Annotated in this window: 13 protein-coding genes; 6 read left to right on the forward strand and 7 right to left on the reverse strand. The window is 56.9% G+C overall.

All coding sequences use genetic code 11. The features are described 5' to 3' along the window. Positions 1-55 precede the first annotated feature (55 nt). Positions 56-310 carry a hypothetical protein gene (locus tag AC0J4F_RS20920; protein ID WP_473024568.1) on the forward strand — a complete coding sequence of 85 codons (255 nt, stop codon included), beginning with the start codon at positions 56-58 and terminating at the stop codon, positions 308-310. A 278-nt stretch (positions 311-588) separates the two neighbouring features. Next, a complete protein-coding gene (locus AC0J4F_RS20925) occupies positions 589-846 on the forward strand; it encodes a YjhX family toxin (protein WP_133950860.1) in 258 nt (85 codons plus the stop codon). A gap of 125 nt (positions 847-971) precedes the next feature. Here AC0J4F_RS20925 and soxR read toward each other — a convergent pair whose 3' ends face one another. Continuing rightward, positions 972-1,439: a redox-sensitive transcriptional activator SoxR gene (gene soxR, locus AC0J4F_RS20930; protein WP_133950862.1), complete on the reverse strand. Its 468-nt coding sequence runs from the start codon at positions 1,437-1,439 to the stop codon at positions 972-974. 97 nt (positions 1,440-1,536) lie between these two features. Here soxR and AC0J4F_RS20935 point away from each other — a divergent pair, with 97 nt between their 5' ends. Together AC0J4F_RS20935 and AC0J4F_RS20940 are read left to right on the forward strand one after the other, a co-directional pair. Beyond that, complete coding sequence (locus AC0J4F_RS20935; protein ID WP_209173297.1) at positions 1,537-1,926, forward strand: VOC family protein; 390 nt, start codon at positions 1,537-1,539, stop codon at positions 1,924-1,926. Beyond that, positions 1,916-2,149, forward strand: coding sequence for a hypothetical protein (locus AC0J4F_RS20940; protein WP_133950865.1), 234 nt, complete (start codon positions 1,916-1,918; stop codon positions 2,147-2,149). Before AC0J4F_RS20935 ends, AC0J4F_RS20940 begins: the two co-directional genes overlap by 11 nt. Before the next feature lie 115 nt (positions 2,150-2,264). Here the strand turns inward: AC0J4F_RS20940 and AC0J4F_RS20945 are convergent, their stop codons facing one another. The 6 genes from AC0J4F_RS20945 to AC0J4F_RS20970 form a co-directional block, all read right to left on the reverse strand. Further along, positions 2,265-3,032: an SDR family NAD(P)-dependent oxidoreductase gene (locus AC0J4F_RS20945; protein ID WP_473024569.1), complete on the reverse strand. Its 768-nt coding sequence runs from the start codon at positions 3,030-3,032 to the stop codon at positions 2,265-2,267. A gap of 166 nt (positions 3,033-3,198) precedes the next feature. Further along, positions 3,199-4,554, reverse strand: a complete 1,356-nt coding sequence (locus AC0J4F_RS20950) for an adenylate/guanylate cyclase domain-containing protein (RefSeq protein ID WP_473024570.1) — start codon at positions 4,552-4,554, stop codon at positions 3,199-3,201. A gap of 77 nt (positions 4,555-4,631) precedes the next feature. Beyond that, positions 4,632-5,807, reverse strand: a complete 1,176-nt coding sequence (locus AC0J4F_RS20955) for a helix-turn-helix transcriptional regulator (RefSeq protein ID WP_473024571.1) — start codon at positions 5,805-5,807, stop codon at positions 4,632-4,634. Positions 5,808-6,113: 306 nt separating this feature from the next. Continuing rightward, positions 6,114-6,938 (reverse strand): MBL fold metallo-hydrolase, encoded by an 825-nt coding sequence (locus AC0J4F_RS20960; RefSeq protein WP_133950873.1) that lies wholly within the window; start codon positions 6,936-6,938, stop codon positions 6,114-6,116. Between the two features lie 11 nt (positions 6,939-6,949). Further along, positions 6,950-7,408 (reverse strand): cyclic nucleotide-binding domain-containing protein, encoded by a 459-nt coding sequence (locus AC0J4F_RS20965; protein WP_166672764.1) that lies wholly within the window; start codon positions 7,406-7,408, stop codon positions 6,950-6,952. A 93-nt stretch (positions 7,409-7,501) separates the two neighbouring features. Beyond that, positions 7,502-10,087 carry an ABC transporter transmembrane domain-containing protein gene (locus AC0J4F_RS20970; RefSeq protein WP_133950877.1) on the reverse strand — a complete coding sequence of 862 codons (2,586 nt, stop codon included), beginning with the start codon at positions 10,085-10,087 and terminating at the stop codon, positions 7,502-7,504. Positions 10,088-10,317: 230 nt separating this feature from the next. Here AC0J4F_RS20970 and AC0J4F_RS20975 point away from each other — a divergent pair, with 230 nt between their 5' ends. Further along, positions 10,318-11,535 (forward strand): glycosyltransferase family protein, encoded by a 1,218-nt coding sequence (locus AC0J4F_RS20975; protein ID WP_473024572.1) that lies wholly within the window; start codon positions 10,318-10,320, stop codon positions 11,533-11,535. A gap of 46 nt (positions 11,536-11,581) precedes the next feature. After that, the gene (locus tag AC0J4F_RS20980) at positions 11,582-12,802 is read left to right on the forward strand and encodes a glycosyltransferase family 4 protein (protein ID WP_473024573.1); all 1,221 of its coding nucleotides are present in this window, start codon (positions 11,582-11,584) and stop codon (positions 12,800-12,802) included. The last annotated feature ends 25 nt before the right edge of the window (positions 12,803-12,827 follow it).

A 12,827-nucleotide genomic window follows, 5' to 3' on the forward strand; every position in this document is an offset into this window, starting at 1 on the left:
CTTTCACGCCCGGACCACTTGAAGCCTCCGGCAGCTATTGGACACATCTGACTGTATGACCTCAAGCCCTGCCAAAGCCAATGCAGATGAAACGGTCGAGATGCTGGAAACCAGCGATCGGCGGCTTGGCATCGTGTGCTCACATTGCAGCCGGTTTCGCTATCTGAAACTCACCAACTACGCGCTGGAAGACACACTCTCCTCGCTCACCAAATCCCTCAAGTGTTCCCGCTGCGGTTCCGATGAGGTTGAGGCGATCGCAATTGAGCGCGATGAAAAGAGCGGCTACTGGCCGGCGGAACGCAGCTGAGCAATCTGCTCGCTTGCAGGATTGCAACACACGACAGGCATCTGACCGCCAGTCTCTTTCAGTCTCTTGTTGCAGCATAGTCACCGTGATATCGACAGCGCGCAATCTTTGAGAGGTTTTATGCGCGGAACTCGCGAGTCCCGGTAAACCCGGCTCGTTTCAGGACCTTCGACTTTCACCAGAAGGCTCCCAACCAGCCGGGACAACAAAAGCACCACACCGCATGCGTTTGCTGCGGTGACAGGTTTCTTTTGCTCAAAGACTGAAAATCAACATCAATGGACATTTCCAAAGCCGAACAGCGGGTGCTGCACCTGCTGGCTCAGGGCGGCTATATCCTTGCCGAGAAGGACGAGGACGGCCGTGTTCTGAAATACGAGACGATCACACGCGATGGCTGGTTCTGGGGCGGTTGCTCGCAGCAGCTTTTCCAGAAGCTGAAGTACCGGCGTCTGATCTCTTCGAAAAACAGCGGCCCCTACCGGATCACGAACCTTGGCCTCAAACGTGTCAGGTCTCAGCTCGACAACCGGTAACCGCTTCCCTCACCGCCCCGGCCTCAGCGCCGGGGCCACCCCTCTGGCCCAAGGCAGGTCCCGGATCAGGTCCGGGACAGCTAGCCACGACAAACGAAACCATGTGCAAGAAGGCATGCAAGAGCTCAGAGCTCCTCCGGCAAGTCCGGCCGGTCTCCCATAAGATAGCGCGGGCCGCGGCCATGGCGGTTGGCAGCGTCGCCGGCATTATAGAGCTGGCATTTTTTCATCGACAGGCAGCCGCAGCCGATACAGCCGTCCAGCTTGTCCCGCAAAGCGGTCAAGCCTTCGATCCTGGCATCAAGGTGTTTTCGAAAGTCCCGGCTGATCCGGGTCCAGTCGGCCTTGGTCGGTGCCCGGTTGTCCGGCAGCTTCTCCATTTGCGCCGCGATCTCGGAAATCGAAAACCCGAATTCCTGCGCCACCAGTACAAAGGACAACCGCCGGATATCGGCCCGCATAAACCGGCGTTGCCCGCTCTCGGTCCGGACGGGCGCGACCAGGCCCTTGGTTTCATAAAACCGGATTGCGGACACTGCCAATCCGGTCCGTTCTGCCAGCTCCCCGATGGACAGCGTATCTGTGCCTTTCACAAGCCTCTCCAAAAAATTGACTTTTTCCTCTTGACCTCAACTTAACTTGAGGAATTATCTCTGGTGTCCATCACAAGTCAACGTGAAAGGACACACCATGTCAGGCGCATTTCTGGAACACGTGAATGTCACCGTGAGTGACCCGGAAGCCACAGCAAGGCGGCTCAAGGACTGGTTCGGTTGGGAGGTTCGCTGGAAGGGCGATAGCCTCGGAGGCGGCATCACCTACCACATCGGCAATGAGACCAGTTACATCGCAGCTTACAACCCGCCGAAGGAAACAGCTGCCATGCCGGGCGAAACCTACGGCATCCGTGGTGGGCTCAATCACATCGCGGTCGTGGTCGACGATCTGGATGCCACCGAAGCCCTGATCAAGGCGGGGGGCTACGAAACCAAGAACCACGCCGATTATGAGCCTGGCCGCCGATTTTACTTCGATGATGATGATGGCATCGAGTTCGAGGTGGTCAGCTATGCGGAGTGAGCTTGACCGGCACGTGCTCGGACCATCGGTGCCGCGGGCTTTTTCACCGGAAACCTACTCGGCCTTGCGGGCCGATGGGTTTCTCGAAGACGGACAGATCCGCCGTGATTTCGTTCCCCACCTGGTGAACTCTCAGACCGTTCAGGCCAGATTTGGCGGCCACGTTTCCGCGGCCTTCGGCAGTCTTTTCGGCGCACTCTTCAAAAAGGTGCGCCAGATATAACGTTGCGGGGCTGCGTTGGCACTTGGCCAGCGGCAATGGCCCTGCACCTCTTGAGATCGTCACACCTCGGTCGTTCAGAGCTGTGACCTCTCGCTTATCTTGCTTGGCAGACCGCTTATCGCGGCGCCATACGGATGGCACCGTCAAGACGGATGGTCTCACCGTTCAGCATGTCGTTTTCGCAGATCGATTTGACCAGCTGCGCATATTCCGTCGCCCGGCCCAGACGGGACGGAAACGGCACTTGTTGACCAAGCGAGTCCTGAACCTCCTGAGACAACCCGAGCAGCATCGGCGTTTCAAAGATCCCCGGCGCGATGGTCATGACCCGGATGCCCAGCTTGGACAGATCCCGGGCGACCGGCAACGTCATTCCAGCAACTCCGGCTTTGGAGGCCGCATAAGCGACCTGGCCGATCTGACCATCAAAAGCTGCCACAGAGGCCGTGGAGACGACAACACCGCGTCCACCATCAGCAGTCACCGGGTCCAGCGAGGACATACCAGTCGACGCCAGTGCGATACACCGGAAAGAGCCGATCAGGTTGACCGAGATGACTTTTTCAAACATGTCCATCGGGTGCGGTTCGCCGCGCGATGTTGTCTTGCCAACCGGCGCGATCCCGGCGCAATTGACCAAAATACGCTCCTGGCCATGCGCGGCGCGGGCAGCATCGAAGCCTGCTTCAACGCTCGCCTGATCGGTCACGTCGACATCGGCGAAAACACCACCGATTTCCTTCGCGACCTGTGCACCCTGCTCGCCGTTGCGGTCGAACAAGGTAACTTTCACGCCCTCGGCCGCCAACATGCGTGCAGTGGCCGCGCCAAGACCGGATGCGCTGCCAGTGACGACCGCTGCCATAGACTGATCCAGCTTCATCAAAGCCCTCCAATTCTTTAATCTATTGATTTTCAACAGATTTAATTACTTTGATTGACGAAAACGTCAATTTGGAAGGCAAAGTGTCTGAGTTTCAACGGTCCGTCAAGCGGATTTGCGCTCGAAGACTGGGGAAGCAGCACCAAGCCGATTGCAGAACTTCGGGTTATCTTGCCAGCACGGCAAGATCGACCGGGCCGGATACGCCGCCGACGTTGCTGGATGGACGAATGTCGACGGCATCCCCGGCATAGCCTTGCGCCCGAGCAAGATCCAGCGACACACAGTCGGTCAAGGCACTGCTCTGCTGAGCCTTATTGGCATCTTCCAGCTTGGCGGCACGATTAACGGCATCGCCGATCACGGTGAATTCCAACCTGTTTTTCGACCCGATAACGCCAACGGTGACCGGACCTGCGGCCACGGCCGTGCCAACCCGAAGATCGGACGGCCAGCCCGCCGATTTGAACCGGTCCTGGGCCTCAGTGACCGCCGCCACAAGCGCCTGCGCTGCGCGCAAGGCGTCGGCCGCATAGGTTTCCGACGGTGAGACGGCGCCAAAGGTCGCCAGAATGCCATCACCCAAAAACTTGTCGACCTGCCCGCCTTCCCGGGTGATCACCTCAACCGCAAGGTTCTGGTACTCGGCCAAAACCGCCAGCACCGCTTCAGGCGGCAGGACCGCCGATGTGGACGTAAAAGAGCGGATATCGGCGTAAAGGATCGCCGCCTCACGCAAGCTTCCCTCGCCCGCTTCCAGCGCCTGATGGGCTTCCGTAATGGAGGACGCCACTTCGGGAGAAAAGAAACGTTTGAGATCCATGGCTGCGCTGTGATCCCGTGTCGCCTCAAACAGCATCGACCTTCCACGATAAAGCGCTGCGGAGAGCAGCACCGTCACCGCCAGGATGACCATGGTCTTGTCGAGCTCGGCCCCAAGCAAAATGCTGTTGCCGGTGAGGTATTCAACATAGTTGCGGGTGACCCGCATCCCGCCCATGTCGGAGAAAATTGCATAGGCCACGAGCCCGATCCAACCGACGACAGCCACCAGGCCGGTCGTCAAAACAAACCTCGGATCGAACCGCAGTGCCCGCAAGCCAATGAACAGGAACACATACATCAAGGTTGGGGTCTTCAGATAAAAGGTCGGATGCTGGTCGTATTGGATATGGAAGGAGAAAATCAGTCCAACCAGAAGCGCCATGTCGACGCAAATCGAGATCAACAAAAACCACTCGGGCAGCTCGAACCGGTAGGAAAGCGCCAGGCGGGTGACGGTGAACAGGAAGTAGGCGCCGAGCGCAATCGGGACGAAATTAAAACCGGCCGACCCTTCAGCTCTCGGTGCAAGCATATAAAGCGATGCAAAAAAAAGCACCAAAGCCAGCTGAACCCAGCCGATCAACCGCTCAGATGCGGCCTCGCGGGCACGGATTTCCGCTTGCACTCGATCAGGTAGGCCATCGATGGGCGGCCCGCCGCGCAGGATGTATCTGATCGTTTCTCTAAGTCTTGCCATGAGCGGTCCGATTGTATCTGGCCTGAATGTTGCCGCTGACAGTCAGGATGGCAAGCAGTGACCGCTGGAATGTGAGCTTATGTGATCGGCGACAGGGGTGCAGTGTGGGCGCCCGTTGTCCGGAGCCGGTCAACCGCAATAACGAGGTCGGCCTGGCGGCGGCAGCCGCATTTGGATAACGCCGCCTTGATCTGATTCCGGACGGTGTGGATGCTCACTTCGCGGCTTTCCGCAATTTCCGCAGCTGTCATCCCTTCGGCCAGATAAAGCGCCGTGTCTGCTTCCATCTCACTCAATCCGAGCGCGCTCTGGATCATCTTGTTGACGTCCAGGCGGCAGGTCTCCGGTTTAAGAGCGATCAGAAGAGCCGGGCCTTGCTGATTGAAAACTTTGCCAAAGGGCGACCAATCAAGTTTGCTGAGGTCCACACCGACGCTCCGGCAAGTCCAGCGTTGCCCCCGATCCGTTTCGAATGCCAAACTTCGCACAACCGAACCACAACGAGCTGTTTGCGATCCCGTCTGTTGGGTAATGGCGTGATGCATCTCTTCACATGCAAACTGCAATTTGCCAGACAAACCGGTTTTCATAACGTCGCCCGCTTGGAGAATGCGTTCAGCTTCGGCGCTCGCATAATGGATCCGGCAATTCGGATCAATGAGGACGAGTGCGGTCTGCGATCCAAGATTGTGCTGGCTCAAAGCCCAGTTTTCAAAGGACAGTCCGGCGATCATGCGGTTGACCTCCAAGGACTGGCGCATGACCGGTGCAATATTGGCGCACAAAGACAACCAGGTGTCCTCATAACGATCCTGATCCTTTGCGCGCATATTGCCGCCGAACACAAACACCCGTCCCTTTTCGCGGAAGAGAAGAGTACCGCCACCACAGTAAATATCCTCCATCGGACGCAGGAGGTCTGAATAAAACGCGGTCCGAATCATGTCGTTCGGATTGCAAAGCATCGCGGCTGGAACCACGTCACCAACGCGCATGTCCTCAAAACGGACAGCGTATGGGTTTTGAAGGTGATAATGCTCTTGGTAGAGCTTCAAGATATCCGGATCATAGCCGGAAGCCACGGCCAGGGGAGCCGAATTGGTGTGGGTGTCATAGCCGATGATCTGGGTGCAGACTTGCGGCCCCACTGCCCGGCCCAAGGCATCTGCAACGTCTTGCCAGCGCCCCGGCTCCATCGCAGCGGCGATGACCAGATTAGACAACTCCGCGAACTGCTCTACCGTGACAGACACCTGCCGCACACCCCCTCATTCCCCAAGTGACTGCCGCGATATTATCAATGACACTTTTTCTATTGCATAGCCCATTTGGGTCATGCCGTCACATCTACAGTTGTATAAATTGAAGATGATCTCGTTGATCATGTAGCTGTTGAAGGGGCATTTCCCGAGGTTTCGTGGTCCCGGATTTCACTCGTGCTCCCACAGGCACGAAATCTGAAAAGTACGGATCACTTACTTGCAAATCATATTGAGAAGTTGGCGGCCTTTTCGGCCGCCATTTTTTTATTCGGACACGAACAATCAGAACACCTGATTTCAGGGCGCCAGGATCATGCCCTCACTGGCAACAAGTGTGCCGGGATGGGCCGCTTTTGCCGCAAGGCCGATTTCATCTAGATCTTCGTCGGAGCGGGTCGGATCATGATGGAAGAGGACCGGCGTTTTGACCTTCGCAATTTTTGCCAGTTCCACGGCCTTCTGCCAGGTCGAATGGCCCCATCCCTTGAACTTCTCATACTCCGCATCGGTGTACATCGCATCGTAGATCATGACATCCGCGCCTTCGACGAAGGCAGGCAACGCCGCGTCAACGTCCGGATCTCCGTGTTCATGATCCGTGATGATGCAAATGGACTTGCCTTTGAAATCAAACCGATAGCCGCAGGCTCCACCAGGATGATTCAAGCGGATTGTCCGGATCACAAGTTCATCACGGCGCGGCAGCACATCTCCTGCCCGGAACGTCTTGAACTCCACGGCTTTCAAGGTCTTGGCAGCAACGGGGAAGATCGGCGGCGACATGATGCGGCTGACGATATCCATCAGGCATGTGTCGTCCTGAAAGTGACCGGCCCAGGCGGTGACAGAAAAATTCGGATCATAAGCGGGCTTGAAGAATGGCAAACCGCAGATGTGATCCAAATGCGTGTGCGTAAACAGGAGATCGAAGGATCTGGAACCGGCAGAACAGAGATCCATCCCGAGGTTTCGGGCGCCCGAGCCGCAATCAATCAGAACCAGCGCATCTCCTGCTCGCAATTCAAAGCAGGAAGTTTCACCGCCATAGCGCAGAGTTTTCTGGCCGGGTGTCGGTGTGGACCCTCGGACTCCCCAACAACGAAGCGAAAAATTCTCTGCCAACCTGCTACTCCCTACCCGCCGCTGTTTCCTTGGCGGGCTTCAGCCAGATCCCGGGTCGTCCGTTCCAGACGCATCGCCAGGGTCCGCATCACCTCAAGAGAAATATCCGGAAACTCATTCAAAAGCTTTAAGAAATCGTCTTTGGATACCATCAGGACGTCCATGCTGTTGGCGGCAACCAGGGTTGCCGTCCTCGGAACGTCGCAGAGAATGGCGATCTCGCCGACGATCGAGTTCTCCGACACCTGGGCCACTTTTTTCTCCCCCGCAGGTGTGTTGACGAGAACGTCCGCGTCTCCGGACAAGATGATAAAGGCGCTGTCACCCTCCTCCCCTTGTGTGCAGAGGCGCTCACCGGTTTGAAACTCGGTTCGGTCGCTGATGAATGCCAGCAAACGCAGTTTCGTGTCATCAATGCCGTGAAACAAAGGCACTTTTCGCAGTGCTTCGACTTCGGTTTCCAGCGTCACATTTGTCTCCATGAGCCGGTTGAGCGGCTCTTTTCGTGTTATTCCCCTTGGTACCGGCCTGTTCAGCCGAATGACTGCCTGTTCGGCTTATTATTATGTTTCACTCTCCGACAGCCGCCCCTGATCCAGGGTGTAGCGATGCTCGAATTCAGCGGCGATATCTGCGTTGGAAGTCCCGAATAGAAGCGTCCTTCCGGACAATATGCTCCTGAGGTTTTCACGCAAGGCCTTGTCTTCCTCCGTCATACCGGTCGCGACATCATCGAGAATGGTTGTCGGCGCGTTTTTCAGAAGGCCGCGGACTAGCGCAATCCGCCGTCGCTGGCCCGCAGACAACCGCGAGCCTGAAACGCCGACGTGGAACCCAAAGCCTGCAAAGATGATCGGTTGGCGTAGGCCGGTCTCTTCAACGATTGAGCGGATAACGGCGTCGATGCGCCGGCGCGCGTCACGCCGATCGACACGTGGACGGCCGAAGAGAAGATTGTCTTCAATTGTCAGCGGCGGCAGATAAACCTCCGGATCGAAGGCAAGGAACTCATCGTTGTCCTTGACGACGGTCTCCAGGAACTTTGCGCGGGCAGCAATGATTTCGGCCTTGAGTTCGTCGGTCATCACGCCCAAGCGGTGACGGGCTGGGACCAGTTTGAACGCGAGGCCCGTGAGGCGTGACTTGTCGTTTTCCGAGAGGCCGGGCCGGGTTTGTCCAGACCGGGCAATGCGCACCATGCGCTCGAACTCGGGCAATTCTTCCTGCGTGATGAAGGAATACGACCCAAGCAGGCCGCTGCTGCCCGACACGTTGGAGAAGAGCTCCAGCATGGTTTCTGCAATCTGGACCCCGATATCCTGCAGCTTTTTGTCGAATCCATTGCTCGACAGGAAGCTCTTCACGACCGGCAGATCCGGCACCTGATCCATCGTGATTTCCGCATCGGACGGCACCGCGAAGAACAGGTTGTCAGCAAGGCTGGCGCTGGCGTTGAAGGTGGACGGATCCCACAACTCCACAAGGCCCGCGAGGGTTGGGTCGGCCGCGATCCGGGCCACCAATTCCTTACGGACATTCAAGATGCGTTCGGCGAACGTATCGTTCATGGACGGATCAAAACGCGATTGAAGGCCGAGACGGTAGATATCCGCATCCAGCTGGACCGCGCCCAGCAGCTCAAGTGCCTTCAAATCAAGCGCGTCAATATCGGTGACACCGGCCTTTTTGAGATCGTGCCAGTCCGCGGCGAGGTCGTAGGACGGATTTTTGGTTTCGGCCGCCTCACTCAGACTGCGTTTGTAAACCTTCAGTTCCTCACCCGTGCGCTCGACTTTCGTCAACGGCCGGTGACGGAGGCCGTAATAGAGGTTTTCGCGGATCGTCCCGGTCCACACATGCACCGCGCCACCGACATAGGCGATCTCCCGGCCAAGTGTGGAATCCGTCAGCTTGTCCAGGTCGTGGTCTCCGATATAGACCTTACCTGTCAAAGGCGAAACCAATCCGGCGGCAAGCTGCAACACTTCGGCCCGCCCGGAGCCATCCGGCCCCATCACCGCACAAGCCGTTCCCTCCGGTACCTTCAAGGTAATATCTGTCACCTCCTGGCCAGCCGCGCCGCCAGAGAACGTGACGTTTTCGAACTTCACATCGCCTTTCAGATCCACGGTTTCATCATTGGTCAGCCGATCGGTGTCGTGAATGTCGACCGGGTCGAAGTTCTCAACAACGGTCTGATACTTGATGCCAACGTCAACCGTCATCTGATAGTAGGCGAGCAGCTCTTTCCAGGGGCCAGCGAGGTCCTTATAGGCCGCGATCACCGCCAGCAGAGCGCCCATGCTGAGGTCGCCTTGGATCACAAGATACCCGCCGATCATGTAGAAGAAGAACGGCGTCAGCTGGTTCATGAAGTTATTGAGAAACTTAATGAAATACTTCCGGTTATAAATTTCATACCGGATCTTAAAGTTCTCGTAGAGGCGATCAGAGAGGTCTGCAGAGTGCCAGGCGGATGCGTCGTTGGCGTGGATTTCCGCAACGCCCGTGATCCCCTCACCCACCTTGTCGGCAATGACCCGGATGTTCTTCACACGCTTGCGGGAAAGCTGGGCAACCTTCCGCTGCAAGATCGGAATGATATAGCCCTGTACCGGATAGGACGCTACGGCAGCAAGGCCAAGCAACGGGTCCTGCATGAAAATGAAGCCGAGCTGCACAATCAGCATGCCGCCCTGGTAAGCGGGCAGAGCAAACGCTTCGCCGACGAACCCGCCGACGTCTTCCACCTCTGACGTGATCATCGGAATGATCTCGCCGGAGCTCACCTTTCGAAAGTGCGGCAGCCGGAACCTGAGCACGCGCTGAAACAGTTCAAAGCGCAAGCGGCGCAGCATCCGCTCGCCAAGCCGTCCCTTGTAGACGTTGAGGTAAAATTTCAGACCGTTGGAAACAACGACCAGAAACAGAAATATGCAGCACAAAAGGAACAGATACGGGATCTGGTCGAAGTCGAAGCCGAAAAATGTCCGCGGAAAATTGTCCCCTTCCACGGCGTCGTTGATGATCAGTTTCGGCAGTTCAAGAAGGATGTAAATGACGGGATAGGTCAGCACCGTGACCATGAGAATGTAGATTTGCTGACGTGAGCTGTACTTCCAAATGAAGCTAAAAAGGCTTTTTTCCATCAGCTTATCCGACTTGGTCCGGCACAACATTACGGCAGGCGCGTTGGTGTTGATACACCAAAAAACAATAAATTAACGCGCCAACCCTGATCGGTCCCTGCCACTTAATCTTTAAATCTTTGAACCGCTTCCTGTCGATAGTCATCCGATGATCTGATATCTGGACGTGACAACCGCGGTCCTTATGAGACATAAAGCCTGCGGGGCCGCATTACAATTCCAGGGGCAGTATGAGTTCCACGACACCGAAGATCCTGATTTACAGCCACGACTCGTTTGGGCTGGGACATCTCCGACGCTGCCGCGCAATTGCCCAATCCCTCGTTGGTGACTTCAGCACCCTGTCTGTCCTGATCCTGTCCGGCTCGCCGATCATCGGCAGCTTCGAGTTCCGCTCCCGCGTCGATTTCGTCCGCATTCCCGGTGTCATCAAACTGCGCAACGGCGAATACACACCTCTGTCCTTGCACATCAATATCGACCAGACGCTCGCGATCCGCTCCTCGATCATTGAGCACACAGCCGAAGTTTTTGATCCGGACATCTTTATTGTCGACAAAGAGCCGACCGGCCTGCGCGGTGAAGTGCTCGGCACTCTGGAGGCCTTGAAGAAAACGGATACACGCCTCGTTCTCGGCTTGCGTGACGTCATGGACGACGCTGAGACGCTCACTGAAGAATGGGATCGCAAGAACGTCTATCCAGCCCTGGAAAATCTCTATGACGAGATCTGGGTCTATGGACCTGAGGGCATTTGTAACCCCCTCGACGGCATGGAAGTGTCGCCAACGATCACGGACAAGCTCCGTTACACCGGCTACCTGCGGCGTAGCTTGCCGAAGTCGGCGGAAGACCAGCCGGCACCGGCGCCGTTTGAAGAAGAGCCTTACATCCTTGTGACGCCGGGCGGCGGGGGCGATGGCGTTGAAATGGTTGATTGGGTCATGCGTGCATATGAGGCACGGCAACGCCCTCTGTTCCCGGCGCTAATTGTGCTTGGCCCGTTCATGCCGGCTGCGGCAGCGGCCGATTTTACAGAACGCGCAGAACATCTTCGCGATGTCGAAGTGTTGCGGTTTACGCCGCAGATTGAGCCGTATCTCGCGAACGCGACGGCCATTGTGGGCATGGGCGGCTACAACACCTTCTGCGAGATCCTGTCCTTCGATAAACCAACTTTGATGGTTCCGCGTGTGGTGCCACGCCGTGAGCAGGCCATCCGGGCGGAGCGCGCCGAGCAAAGTAAATTGTTGAAGGTTCTGCCGATTGAGCGGTATCCGGATGTCGACCTGATGGCCGAAGCCTTGTCGGAGTTGCCGCAAATGGCGCCGCCCAGCACGGCCGGTGTCGACAATCTGCTTGGCGGTCTCGATGCCATCGGCCAACGTATTGGAGACATTTTCGCTGAACGGCAGGAAACGCTTGCCCCCAAGCTGGTAAACTTCTAACCGCTGCCCACGCCCCGTTTAATCCCGTCGATCCGAAGTCAACCAAATGTCCCGAATTGCTGTTGTGATGAAAGGCTATCCACGCCTTTCCGAAACCTTTATTGCCCAGGAAATTCTTGGCCTGGAAAGGCGGGGCATCGACTTTCTGATCGTCGCACTTCGCCAGCCCTATGACCCATACATTCATGACCTGCACCGCCAGATCTCGGCAGAGGTCATGTACTTGCCCGAATACGTGAAAGACGATCCGGGGCGCGTTGCCCGCGCCAAAAAGTGGGCAGAAGCGCAACCGACCTATGAAGCGGCAAAGGCATTGTTCGATGCGGATTTCGCCCGCGAAAGCAACGCCAACCGGCAACGCCGATGGGCGCAGGGTTGCGTGTTCGCACATGAATTGCCCGAGGACATCACCTGGATCCACACGCATTATCTGCACACGCCTTGCTCGGCTTCGCGCTATGCGGCGCATTTGTCCGGCCGTCGCTGGTCCTTTTCCGCGCACGCTAAAGACATCTGGACCAGCCCGGAATGGGATCTGCGAACGAAACTTGATGATGCTGAGTGGGGCGTGACCTGTACCGGCGTCAACGCGAAGTACCTGAAAAGCCTTTGCAGCAATCCGGACAAGGTTGAGCTGGTTTATCACGGCCTGGATTTTTGCTGCTTTCCAATGCCGTCCGAGGAGCAATCCACAAGGGACGGCAGCGGCGCTCCGGTTCAGCTGATTTCCGTTGGCCGTGCGGTGGAAAAGAAAGGCTACAACGATCTTCTGACTGCCCTTTCAAAACTGCCTGCGGACCTCAACTGGCATTTCACGCATATCGGCGGCGGCGCGCTTTCGGAGAAATTGAAGGAACGCGCAGACCGTCTCGGGTTGGGCGACAAAATCACCTGGCGCGGAGCGCAACCGCGTGAGGAAGTCATCAGTTCCTGTCAGAAGGCGGACCTTTTTGTCCTGCCCTCCAAACTCACCAAATCCGGTGACCGGGACGGCATTCCGAACGTGCTGGTGGAAGCCCAGTCCATGGGAATTTGCTGCCTGTCGACAAGCGTTTCGGCCATTCCGGAGCTGATCACCGACGGCGAGACAGGGCGTCTTGTCCCGCCTGCCGATCCCAAGACCCTTGCCAAGGCACTGGAAGACCTGATTAAAAACCCGGGTGAGCGGGACCGGCTTGGCAAAGCCTCGGCCAACAATGTTCGGACCAACTTTGCGACCGAGCCAGGGCTCGATCATTTGGCGGAGAAGTTCCGCAAGTTATTGTAGAGCATTATGAGATTTGAGGTCTTCA

It is taken from the genome of Roseibium sp. R5 (assembly GCF_055755305.1).

Coding starts and splice junctions, on each gene's coding strand:
- AC0J4F_RS20920 (WP_473024568.1), top strand. CDS start 56: ATGACCTCAAGCCCTGCCAAAGCCAATGCAGATGAAACGGTCGAGATG.
- AC0J4F_RS20925 (WP_133950860.1), top strand. CDS start 589: ATGGACATTTCCAAAGCCGAACAGCGGGTGCTGCACCTGCTGGCTCAG.
- AC0J4F_RS20935 (WP_209173297.1), top strand. CDS start 1,537: ATGTCAGGCGCATTTCTGGAACACGTGAATGTCACCGTGAGTGACCCG.
- AC0J4F_RS20940 (WP_133950865.1), top strand. CDS start 1,916: ATGCGGAGTGAGCTTGACCGGCACGTGCTCGGACCATCGGTGCCGCGG.
- AC0J4F_RS20945 (WP_473024569.1), bottom strand. CDS start 3,032: ATGAAGCTGGATCAGTCTATGGCAGCGGTCGTCACTGGCAGCGCATCC.
- AC0J4F_RS20950 (WP_473024570.1), bottom strand. CDS start 4,554: ATGGCAAGACTTAGAGAAACGATCAGATACATCCTGCGCGGCGGGCCG.
- AC0J4F_RS20970 (WP_133950877.1), bottom strand. CDS start 10,087: ATGGAAAAAAGCCTTTTTAGCTTCATTTGGAAGTACAGCTCACGTCAG.
- AC0J4F_RS20975 (WP_473024572.1), top strand. CDS start 10,318: ATGAGTTCCACGACACCGAAGATCCTGATTTACAGCCACGACTCGTTT.
- AC0J4F_RS20980 (WP_473024573.1), top strand. CDS start 11,582: ATGTCCCGAATTGCTGTTGTGATGAAAGGCTATCCACGCCTTTCCGAA.